General features: G+C 57.1%; 9 protein-coding genes. 4 read left to right on the forward strand and 5 right to left on the reverse strand.

Going from position 1 to position 9,969, the window contains the following annotated elements; translation table 11 throughout:
* Positions 1 to 218: 218 nt before the first annotated feature.
* Positions 219 to 1,232: an asparaginase gene (locus DW870_RS04650; protein ID WP_117877012.1), complete on the reverse strand. Its 1,014-nt coding sequence runs from the start codon at positions 1,230 to 1,232 to the stop codon at positions 219 to 221.
* 268 nt (positions 1,233 to 1,500) lie between these two features.
* Between DW870_RS04650 and guaA the strand changes: the two genes are divergently transcribed.
* A complete protein-coding gene (gene guaA / locus DW870_RS04655) occupies positions 1,501 to 3,099 on the forward strand; it encodes a glutamine-hydrolyzing GMP synthase (protein ID WP_117877014.1) in 1,599 nt (532 codons plus the stop codon).
* A gap of 326 nt (positions 3,100 to 3,425) precedes the next feature.
* Positions 3,426 to 3,875 (forward strand): hypothetical protein, encoded by a 450-nt coding sequence (locus DW870_RS04660; RefSeq protein ID WP_117877016.1) that lies wholly within the window; start codon positions 3,426 to 3,428, stop codon positions 3,873 to 3,875.
* Positions 3,876 to 4,079: 204 nt separating this feature from the next.
* Here the strand turns inward: DW870_RS04660 and DW870_RS04665 are convergent, their stop codons facing one another.
* A complete protein-coding gene (locus tag DW870_RS04665) occupies positions 4,080 to 4,499 on the reverse strand; it encodes a YjdF family protein (protein WP_117877018.1) in 420 nt (139 codons plus the stop codon).
* Positions 4,500 to 4,770: 271 nt separating this feature from the next.
* On the opposite strand from DW870_RS04665, the gene DW870_RS04670 reads away from it, so the two are divergent.
* Positions 4,771 to 5,943, forward strand: a complete 1,173-nt coding sequence (locus DW870_RS04670) for an ATP-binding protein (protein ID WP_233547392.1) — start codon at positions 4,771 to 4,773, stop codon at positions 5,941 to 5,943.
* A gap of 393 nt (positions 5,944 to 6,336) precedes the next feature.
* Here DW870_RS04670 and DW870_RS04680 read toward each other — a convergent pair whose 3' ends face one another.
* Both DW870_RS04680 and DW870_RS04685 read right to left on the reverse strand, forming a co-directional pair.
* Positions 6,337 to 6,561, reverse strand: a complete 225-nt coding sequence (locus tag DW870_RS04680) for a hypothetical protein (RefSeq protein WP_147349118.1) — start codon at positions 6,559 to 6,561, stop codon at positions 6,337 to 6,339.
* Between the two features lie 274 nt (positions 6,562 to 6,835).
* On the reverse strand, positions 6,836 to 7,753 hold the full coding sequence (locus tag DW870_RS04685; RefSeq protein WP_117877024.1) for an LPXTG cell wall anchor domain-containing protein: 918 nt from the start codon (positions 7,751 to 7,753) through the stop codon (positions 6,836 to 6,838).
* A 321-nt stretch (positions 7,754 to 8,074) separates the two neighbouring features.
* On the opposite strand from DW870_RS04685, the gene DW870_RS04690 reads away from it, so the two are divergent.
* A complete protein-coding gene (locus DW870_RS04690; protein WP_117877026.1) occupies positions 8,075 to 8,605 on the forward strand; it encodes a flavodoxin family protein in 531 nt (176 codons plus the stop codon).
* 108 nt (positions 8,606 to 8,713) lie between these two features.
* Here the strand turns inward: DW870_RS04690 and DW870_RS04695 are convergent, their stop codons facing one another.
* The gene (locus DW870_RS04695) at positions 8,714 to 9,808 is read right to left on the reverse strand and encodes an ATP-binding protein (RefSeq protein ID WP_117877028.1); all 1,095 of its coding nucleotides are present in this window, start codon (positions 9,806 to 9,808) and stop codon (positions 8,714 to 8,716) included.
* Positions 9,809 to 9,969 lie beyond the last annotated feature (161 nt).

Genomic DNA, 9,969 nt, shown 5'->3' on the forward strand with positions numbered 1-9,969 from the left:
TCGGGACTTGCAGCGACGGACCTCAGGACGCTCTTACACCACGTCTGCGCGCGCCACCAATAACAAGCGCGCGGAACGAGTCTTTCGAGTCGAAAGGCAATTTACAGCCAGCGGTTTTAACGTTCCCGGAAGGGGCGGATGCTGAAAACTCCGCTTTTTGCACGTTCCGAGGGGTATCACGTGCCCTACAAGGCCCAAAGAGGCGGATTTTGTTTTAGCTACGCCATCGGGATGCGGTCGTGGTTGACTTGGCTGTAGAACAGGCGCTGAATCTCGGCCGCATCACGTGACTGGCCGAGTGCCCACATGGTCTTGGCCACGAGCGTCTCGGTGGTCATGTCGTCGCCGCGCAGAATGCCCGGATGATCCGCGTAAGCACGGCCGACCTCATAAACGCCCAAATCGAGGCCCTCTTCGGGGACCTGCGTGGTCATAACGACAGTACGGCCCGAATCGACCCAGCGGAAAATCGCCTCCTGGAATGACTCGCCCGACTCACCAAACTCGGGGATACCGCCAATGCCAAAGGTCTCCAGAATCACGGCGTCGTAGCTATCGGCAAGGGCGTCCAGGATATCCGGGTTCACGCCGGGTGTCAGCTTAAGGACAAACACGCGCGGGTCGATACTGTCGTAGAAACGAACCGGATTCTCATTCTGGTGAGTGCCGTGAAGCCCGTTGCGCACAATGCGGTCGTTGCGGATGTAGGCAATGGGCGGATAGTTGACACTAATGAACGCGTTAAAGCTCATGGTGCGCTGCTTGCGGGCGCGCGTGCCGGCAATGGCGACGCCGCCAAACACGATCGAGACGTCGTGTGAATGCTCGTCGAGCGCATAGAGCAGGCTCTGGTACAGGTTGAGCTTGGCATCGGTAAAGGGGTTGCCCATGGGCTTTTGCGAGCCGGTGAGTACGATGGGCTTGGGACTGTCCTGAATCAGATAGGAAAGCGCTGCCGCGGTGTAGCTCATGGTGTCGGTGCCGTGAAGGACTACGAAGCCGTCGTGATCGGCATAGCCTTCGACGATGACGTCGCGGATACGCATCCAGTCGCTCGGGCGCATATTGGTGCTGTCGATGTTCATGGGCTGCACGACGTCGAGCTCGCAGAGGCCCGAGATCTCGGGGACGCTCTGGGCGAGTTCCTCACCGGTCAGGGCGGGGGAGAGGCCGTTGCCGTCCTCGGTCGATGCGATGGTGCCGCCCGTGGCGATGAGAAGGATGCGCTTCATGCTGGTATTCCTATCGTATTTGCCGCCGCAGAGGCGGAGTTGTTCGGCAGTATTGTGGCACAGGGTGTCCAATGTTCAAACGTATTACATCATCTGTAACGTTTGATAACACTTCAATTGCCGTCAATTAGGGGCCCAGGTCGTGCGTTTGCCGTGCGCTGATGGCTGCGAGGGACGAGAAACCCCATATAACGTGTACACTATGAAAGTTGTTTTCGTTTATTCGCGCGGGTGGGCACCGGCTCCCCGCCAACAAGAGGGGGAAACCATGGATCAAAAGGCTTCCGCAAAGGTCCTCGTACTCGACTTTGGTGCGCAGTACGGTCAGCTCATTGCCCGTCGCGTCCGCGACCTCAACGTGTATTCCGAGATCGTTCCCTGCGACATCTCGGCCGATGAGATTCGCGAGATGAACGCCTCTGCGCTCATCCTTTCTGGCGGCCCGGCCTCCGTGTATGCCGAGGACGCTCCGTCCATCGACCCCGCCATCTTTGACCTGGGTCTTCCCGTCCTGGGCTTTTGCTACGGCCATCAGATCACGGCCGTGACGCTCGGCGGCAAGGTCGGCCACTCCGAGGTGGGCGAGTACGGCCGCGCCACCGTCACGCGTACGGCCGGCGCCAAGCTCTTTAACTCCACGCCTATGGAGCAGACCGTGTGGATGAGCCACCGCGACGCCGTGTCCGAGGTGCCCGAGGGCTTTACCGTTACCGCCAGCACCGACGTGTGCCCGGTTGCCGCCATGGAGTGCGTCGAGCGCAAGATTTTTACCACGCAGTTCCACCCCGAGGTCAAGCACTCCGAGTACGGTCAGCAGCTGCTGAGCAACTTCCTGTTTGAGATCTGCGGCCTGGAGCCCAACTGGAGCATGGACAACCTGGTCGAGACCATGACGGCCGAGTTCCGCGAGAAGGTCGGCAACGACCGCGTGATTCTGGCCCTGTCCGGTGGCGTCGACTCCTCCGTCGTGGCTGCGCTGGGCGCTCGCGCCGTGGGCAAGCAGATGACCTGCGTGTTCATCAACCACGGCCTGCTGCGCAAGGGCGAGCCCGAGCAGGTGGAGGAGGTCTTCACCAAGCAGTTTGACGTCGACTTTATCCACGTCCACGCCGAGGACCGTTATGCCGAGCTTCTGGCTGGTGTAACCGAGCCCGAGGAGAAGCGCCGCATCATCGGTACGCAGTTCTGGAAAGAGTTCTTCGCCGTGGCGCAGCAGCTCGAGACCGATGGCAAGCCGGTCAAGTACCTGGCTCAGGGCACCATCTACCCCGACATCATCGAGTCCGGCGCGCGCAAGACGGGCGGCAAGACGGCCACCATCAAGAGCCACCACAACCTGATCCCGTTCCCCGAGGGCGTGCACTTCGACCTCATCGAGCCGCTCGACCACTTCTTTAAGGACGAGGTCCGTGCGCTTGGTCTGGCGCTGGGCCTGCCGGGTCACATCGTGTTCCGTCAGCCCTTCCCGGGCCCGGGTCTGGCCATCCGCATCATCGGTGCGGTCGACAAGGAGAAGCTCGAGATCCTCAAGAATGCCGACGCCATCGTGCGCGAGGAGCTCGACGCCTACAACCAGCGTCTGTTTGAGCAGACCGGCGAGCGCAACTCCGAGCACAGCTGCTGGCAGTATTTCGCGGTCCTGCCCGACATTAAGTCCGTTGGCGTTATGGGCGACGAGCGCACCTACCAGCGCCCGATCATCCTGCGCGCCGTCGAGTCCAGCGACGCCATGACCGCCGACTGGGCCAAGCTGCCCTACGACGTCCTGGCCCGCATCTCCGGCCGCATCGTGGCCGAGGTCCCCGGCGCCAACCGCGTGTGCTACGACATCACGTCCAAGCCGCCCGCGACGATCGAGTGGGAATAGGAAATTCTTTGGTTATGGGGGTATAAAATAGATTCTCTTTAGGATAAACCCCCATGACTATATGAATTGACCTGCTGACTCCAATGAAGATTGGAGGGTAACTGCCAGGGGTGACGGCCCAGCGAGTGTTATTTTGCGAGCTATGCGCATTGAAAGCGACCTTTCGTGGTATAAACTACTTGCCGGAAGCCGCGGCTTTTAGAGTACGGCTTACGTGTACGTTTAACCTCCGTGGGCGACGGGGTGCCGCAAGGCGTAGAATATCGCCCACCTGTAGGGGCCTGCAGCGATGCGGGCCCCGCTTCGTATGAAGGGGGGCGTAACCGATGAAGATCGTATCCATCTCCCAGGACTTCTTCGACCTCGTCGAGGGCGACCGCGAGCTCATGCTTAAGCACAATCGCCCCTGCATCGTGGTGGTGAGGCTGCGTTTCCGCGGGAAGCGCAGGGACTTCGCCGTGCCGCTGCGTTCCAACATCGCCCCTAACGTGCCCAAAGACCAGTACTTTGCGTTGCCACCCCGCCCCACGACGCGCCCCGGCTGCCGCCACGGCATCCACTACATCAAGATGTTCCCCATTACCAAGGCCTACCAGCGCCGCTTCAGGACCGAGGGCTCGGCCTACTACGAGACGCTCCAGCGCATCATCGATGGCAACACCAAGCGCATTGTCTCCGAGTGCCAGGCATACCTCGACCGCTGCGAGCGCGAGGGAAGGCCTCGCTTTGCCGTCGACATCGACCGCATCGTGGGGCTGCTGGAGGGCGAGAAGTAGGGCACCTCGGCTCAGTCTCGAGCCATGCGGAGTCGCTCCGCATTTTTGAACGCCGCGCGCCCCAAATACCCGAGAAGCAGGCCATGAGGTGCGGCGGCGCGCTCGTGCCCGTGCATAGCCGTCACCATCAGCGTCTACGCGGCGTCGGCTTCGAGTGGAACTGGCGCCGCTGCTGTATATGGTTTGCCTTGCTGCAAATAGCGATCAATGCCCGCGATGTTTTTGCTTGCGCTTCAACTTTCGCTGCTCGAAGAGCGCATCAGCCTCTTCCGCGCGGCGTCGGCTTCTTGCATGAGCTGACTCCTGCTTCATCGCTTCTCTCTGTGCTGCGAGCGTCTGCTGCGCCTTGGTGCTCATCGCCGGCTGCTTAAGTGCTTTCGCTGCCTCGCGGCCGCGTCGCTTGGGGTTCTTCGCGGGCTTGCTCGCCTCGGTCGGATCGTGGCCGAAGAACGAGAGCTTCGCCCATTTGTTGACAACGAATCGCAGGATCTCCTCATTGGACGGTTCTGCGCCGAAGACGATGCGGGCGGCGCCGTATCTGCCGTCCTCGACGTGCTCCGCCAGCCCGACCCAGAATTGGCCGTCGTGATATACGGTCAGGGTGGACGACACGCTGATCTGCATGGCTGGTTCCTCCTTTATGTAGATGACCATGCAGAGAAGGGACAACCAAGGAGGCAGGTTACTGATGCGGATCCCCGTACGCCCTTATGCATGCTGCTCCGCCGTTTTCGAAACTAAGTGGGAATAAGTTATCGGTACGCTTTTTTAAAAAATGTAAAAAAGTACCCCCATAACTGATAAAATGGACGCTGAAAAAAAGGGGTGCATCTTGCGTATATACCGACGTGAAAAGTATCTGAAGCGAATGCGTGGTTTCTACCACGATGACGGGATGATCAAGGTGATCACCGGTGTTCGCAGATGCGGTAAATCCTGTCTCATGCAATCAATCGCAGACGAGCTTGTGGAATCCGGTGTAGCGAGCGACCACATCATCTATATCGACCTCGACTCACGGGAGAACAGGAAGGTCAAGACGACCGATGAACTCGAAAATCTGATTGACACGTCGACCCCAGCAGACACTGAGGGGACGAAGTATCTTTTCATCGATGAGATCCAGAACGTAGAGGAATTCGAGCTGCTCATCAACGGCTACCGGACAGATGGCGGTTGGTCCATCTTCATTACCGGTTCGAATTCATATCTGCTTTCTGGGCAGCTTGTTACAAAGCTGACGGGTCGCTATATCGAGTTCGAGGTATTCCCACTCGACTTTGCGGAATATATCGATATGAAGCGTTTTCTCGGCAAGCCTGTCAATGACCTTCTCGTGGGAGAGTTTACCGAGTACCTGACCCTTGGAGGCTTTCCCAAAGTGCTGGAGTATGAGGGCGAGGATGAAAAGCGCACCTATATCAAAAGTGTTATTCACGAGATCTTTGAAAAGGACGTCAAACATTCGAACAAGATTAAGAATGTCTCGGTTTTCGATGCCGTACAGACGTATCTCATCAACAACTTTGGTGCGCCGACGAACCTGAAGAACCTTCTTGCGTACTTCAATGATGTCGAGAAGATTCCCATCAAGCGCGAAACGCTCAATCGGTATATCCAGATTCTTGTTGACGCGAAGATCCTTTATCGCTGCTCGAGGTTCGATCTCAAGTCTCGTCGATCGCTTATCCGCGAAGAGAAGTACTACCTGGCTGATCCCGGCTTCTATTTCGCCATGAACACGGATGCGAGGATTAACTACGGGCCGGCGTTGGAGAACGTGCTCTACCTCTATCTTGCATCGCGCGGGTACGAGCTTTCTGTGGGCCGTATTGGGAAGCTCGAGTGCGACTTCATCGCTCGTAGGCGCAATGCTTACGCCTACATCCAGGTCTCTATGTCGATTGCCGACAGAGGCGTCGAGGAGCGCGAGTACAGGCCGTTCGACCACATCAGGGATGGGTATCCGCGCTACTTGTTCACGCTTGATCCTCTATTGCAGGAGAGGGATGGCGTCAGGCACCTTAACATGGCGTCGTTTATGCAAGATGGCGCTGATCTTATTTGAGTGGTGGCCAGATCCCTTTGCTCCCAAGTGCGCAAACAGCGCGGGCATCAAATGAGGACCATTGTCTCGCGTAGAATAGACAGATAGAGAACTTGTTTTGATGTTGACAAGCTTTTGGCCAGTGACTCCTATTGCCGAGTGGGAATAGCGGAAATAACAGCCTCCGGACCTTTTGGTTCGGAGGCTATCTTTTGTATTTCTACCCGAATAGGACTCCTCGCCAAAGCTCCTTGAGCATCGGGCAGCGTTATCGAACGTGCGCGTTCTCGTAGGCGTCATTGATCTCTTCCGACAAATCGTCGGGAATCAGCGCCTCCACCCTATTCTCACTGCCATCCTGAATTGCCTGTTCGTAGTATCAGCATTTGAACCTCAGCATATCCAGCGCACGGTTCATGTCCGCGCCGCCGAGAGCAGTGCGCCCAAATCGGCCTGGATAGCCTCCGCCTTGCTCTCGAGCTGCAGCGGGGCCGAGTCGCCCGAGATATTTACGCTCAACAGATGCGCATCCGGCAGCTTCGCGGTCATGCTCCAGAACGGGAGTGTGATGATGCCGGGGGTCATCTCGCCCACGCCAAGCTCCAGCAGCAGCACGCGGCAATCGGTGCGCTCGCGCACGAAACGCTCATATCGTTCGATGCTCTCTCGCCATGCCGCGCCCTGCAGAAATGTGTCATCGCGCACCCACGGCACAAGCTGCCAGCCGCAGTGCGGGCATCGGGGGGGGCATCCTCGCTGCGGACCTCGATGCCCGCACTGCCCACGTGGTTGTAATGATTGGCGTGAAGGCGGCCGTTGGAAAGAAGCTCATTTCTGTGGGGAAGAATCTTCTCGGTGAGTAAAGCTCATCGGAGCGGGGATAGAGCTTTGTCTGCGAGGTACGAAATGCTGACTAGCGGTTGCGACGCTTTGTTGCGGAAATGCCAACTGCCACAACTACACCACCGGCAACACTCAGGGCGACTGCCATCGCACCGTTGTCGCCTGTCGCGGGTAGGGTGGTCCCGGCTGGTTTAACCGCCGCTACTGCCTTGGTGGAAACGGGATTTGCCGCGGGCTTTTCTGCCTTGGGCTGCGGTGTGGGCTCGGGCTTGGTTTCCAGTTCGGGTTTAACCTCTGGGTTCGGCTTAACGTCAGGGCTGGGCTCGGGATCGGTCACGTCGGTTGCAATCAAGTGCACGTCACTGTCGAAGACGTAGCGGATGTAGTAATCGTGACGCGTCTCGTGCATAATCCCCTGCCCGCTGTCGAAGTCACGGTCAACGTGTGTGCCAAGGTGGGTTGAGCTGTTGAGGTTCAGCCTGTAAGGGATTTGGTCGTCGGCGTAACTGCCTGTAAAGACTACGGTTGCTCTAACGTGATTGTCGATCATGGTCAGGGTAATAGAGACGCTGGCTTCTTTGGGGTTCTCGGTTTTTATAAGGCTTTCGGTATCGGTGTCGACCTTGAAGAGGTGGATGGTGTCGTTAAGCCCGTAGATGAAGTCCTCGGGTTTGTCGGGAAAATCGTATACAAACGCCTCATTCTGGACCAACATGAAGGCGGGTGGGAGCTCCAGGTCATAGTTATGGTCGACAACGGTGGCAGCTGTGAAGTTGCCGTCTGTGTTGGCTTCGCTGCGGGTGATGGGCGTCGCAGCATCGGGTTCGGGCGGTTCGGCCGCTTGTGCCGAACCGGGTAGCAAGAGCTGCCCTGACACAAGAATTATCGCTCCGAAGGCGACTACTCTAACGCCCGCATGACGCTTGACGCTGCGGATAAACGAGCTGGTTCGATCGTTCTGGGTTTGTGGTGCATGCTGTCCATACATAAGGCGCTCCTTGTTCGTAGGCAGGTTTTCGCAGATCTATATTGCGCCTGGCCGATGCGGCTGGGCTCTTTCACGCGAACGCTTACGCGAGCAGGGAGAAAGCTCAAGTTAATTTTCCCACAGTCGATACTTTGCGAGCAACGATTTGCTGTTCAATTCTCGGAGAGAGAATCAAGGTGGCCGAGGAGTTATCAGCCAATAAGATTGTGTCTAGAGAACACGAACAAGAGATATGGTCTGCAGGCGACTGAATAGCTCCATCTGTTTTGGTTACAACAAAATGCGTGCCGCGCGCCTGCGGCATGAAGGAGGGAGATTTCTATGAATATCGTTGTATTGAGTGGTAGCCCGCGCAAGGGCGCCAATACCGACATTATGGTCGAGGCGTTTGCCGAGACCGCGCGCGAGGCCGGCCATACGGTCGAGGTCATCCGCGTTGCCAGCAAGAAAATCGCTGGTTGTCTGGGGTGTCAGTATTGCTTCGCCCACGAGGGCACTTGCGTGCAGAAGGATGACATGGCCGACGTGATTGAGTCGCTGAAAGGCGCCGATATGGTTGTCTTCGCTTCGCCTATCTACTGGTTTGATATCACTGCGCAGGAGAAGGCCGCCATCGACCGCCTGTACGCCTTCGGTGCTACGGGCTTCCCGTTCACCAAGACGGCCCTTTTACTCGATAGTCACAGCGAGGGCGTCTATGATGCGGCGATCGCTATGTACAAGTCAACCTGCGCGTACTGCAAGTGGGAGGACCAGGGCATTGTCACCATCAGCGGTATGACCGAGCGCGACAGCATGGCCTCCTCGCCCAAGCTGGAAGAGGTGCGAGAGCTCGCTCGCAAGCTCGTCTAAGGACAAGAAGAGCGCATGACAATCGGTGTTGGTGGAAATGCTTGCTGTCCTTGCCAAGAGAAATGCTGATTGCCATGCGCTGTTGCCCTTGTGGACAATCTCGACGTGCTAGGAGACCTTTTCGCTCAGGAACTCCCTGAATGCGGGGATGTCGAAGCCGACGATGCCACGTCCACGTTCCCCGATAACGCCGTCCTCGAGGAGGCGGCGTTTGTATTGGCTTGCGTAGTTGCTGGCGACGCCCATGCGTTTGGCTATCTCCGAGACCCTGCTGGGGCCAGAATCGGGCAGCATTGCGAGCAAAAACTCAATGTCTTTATCGGAAAGCTCCCGATAGGTCGTTTCGAGAATTCGATCGCGCAGCTCCATACGGGCAAGCAGAGAACCCTGCTGGACATCAGGTGCGCTGATTTTGGGCGAGTTCTCCGAAACATCCCATGTGCGATATCCGACGAGCTGCATCATATAGGGAAATCCGTCGACGGCCTTCACGGCATCCTCGAGCGCTTCTGGCGTGATTGAGCGGCCTCCGGCCTCAACGGTTTTGCGGAATGCGTTTGCGATTTCAACGTCAGTGATTCGTCCTAACTGATGATATTGGGAACGCCTGAGGAACGAGACGGAATCGTTACGCAGCAACGCCGATACCTTGTAGGGCAGTCCTGCCATGAGTAGGGCAACTTTTTTACCTTCGCGTACAAAGTGCTGGTAAACAGAGGCAAATTGAAGCATTTCTTCGAGATCGACGGTGACTTCATCGATGGTGATGAGAAGTCCGATGTCATGTTTTTCGAGTTGCTTAAAGATGCCATTCATACGTGTGCGCCAGTTGCCCTGGGACTCTTGAGCATATGTCCAATCGAGGCCCACTGGACCAATTTGAACACCGTTTATGCGCGCGTGAGGCTGTGAGAGGTAGCTATCTGCGGCTTCTTTGGTTCGCTCGATAATATCTTCGAGCATGCCTGGCATGGCGGAGACATTTGCTGCGATCCAGTCGTGTTCAAGTGCCGTTTCTGAAAGGAGCGAGAGAAGCGCCGTTTTGCCCGTTCCCCTTGCGCCCGTAAAAATGGTCGACAGGTTGGGATCTCCCGGGCCATTGATAAAGCCACGGTTGATGTCACGCAGGATATGCTCGCGACCCGCTAGAAAGGGAGGGACACTTCCAAATGTTGGGGTAAAGGGGTTCTTGCTGTACTCCATGGTAGCTCCTTTGCAAGTTTTGCTAATTTTTGCAACTTTTGCTAACTTTTGCAAGTTTTGCTAACGGCTTAACATGCCTTGTGCCGTGGGATTGCAGGAGTGAAAAACGGGGAGTTCTATTATTTCGACTACGTTGCAACGAGCGGGGCCCGGAGCGCGAT

Origin of the sequence: Collinsella sp. AM38-1BH, from assembly GCF_003467545.1 — a bacterium.
Lineage (GTDB): Bacteria > Actinomycetota > Coriobacteriia > Coriobacteriales > Coriobacteriaceae > Collinsella.

What these genes read in the sequence shown, in the direction of transcription:
- DW870_RS04690 (WP_117877026.1), top strand. Translation starts at nt 8,075, where the DNA reads ATGAATATCGTTGTATTGAGTGGTAGCCCGCGCAAGGGCGCCAATACC.
- DW870_RS04685 (WP_117877024.1), bottom strand. Translation starts at nt 7,753, where the DNA reads ATGTATGGACAGCATGCACCACAAACCCAGAACGATCGAACCAGCTCG.
- guaA (WP_117877014.1), top strand. Translation starts at nt 1,501, where the DNA reads ATGGATCAAAAGGCTTCCGCAAAGGTCCTCGTACTCGACTTTGGTGCG.
- DW870_RS04650 (WP_117877012.1), bottom strand. Translation starts at nt 1,232, where the DNA reads ATGAAGCGCATCCTTCTCATCGCCACGGGCGGCACCATCGCATCGACC.
- DW870_RS04660 (WP_117877016.1), top strand. Translation starts at nt 3,426, where the DNA reads ATGAAGATCGTATCCATCTCCCAGGACTTCTTCGACCTCGTCGAGGGC.
- DW870_RS04665 (WP_117877018.1), bottom strand. Translation starts at nt 4,499, where the DNA reads ATGCAGATCAGCGTGTCGTCCACCCTGACCGTATATCACGACGGCCAA.
- DW870_RS04670 (WP_233547392.1), top strand. Translation starts at nt 4,771, where the DNA reads ATGATCAAGGTGATCACCGGTGTTCGCAGATGCGGTAAATCCTGTCTC.
- DW870_RS04695 (WP_117877028.1), bottom strand. Translation starts at nt 9,808, where the DNA reads ATGGAGTACAGCAAGAACCCCTTTACCCCAACATTTGGAAGTGTCCCT.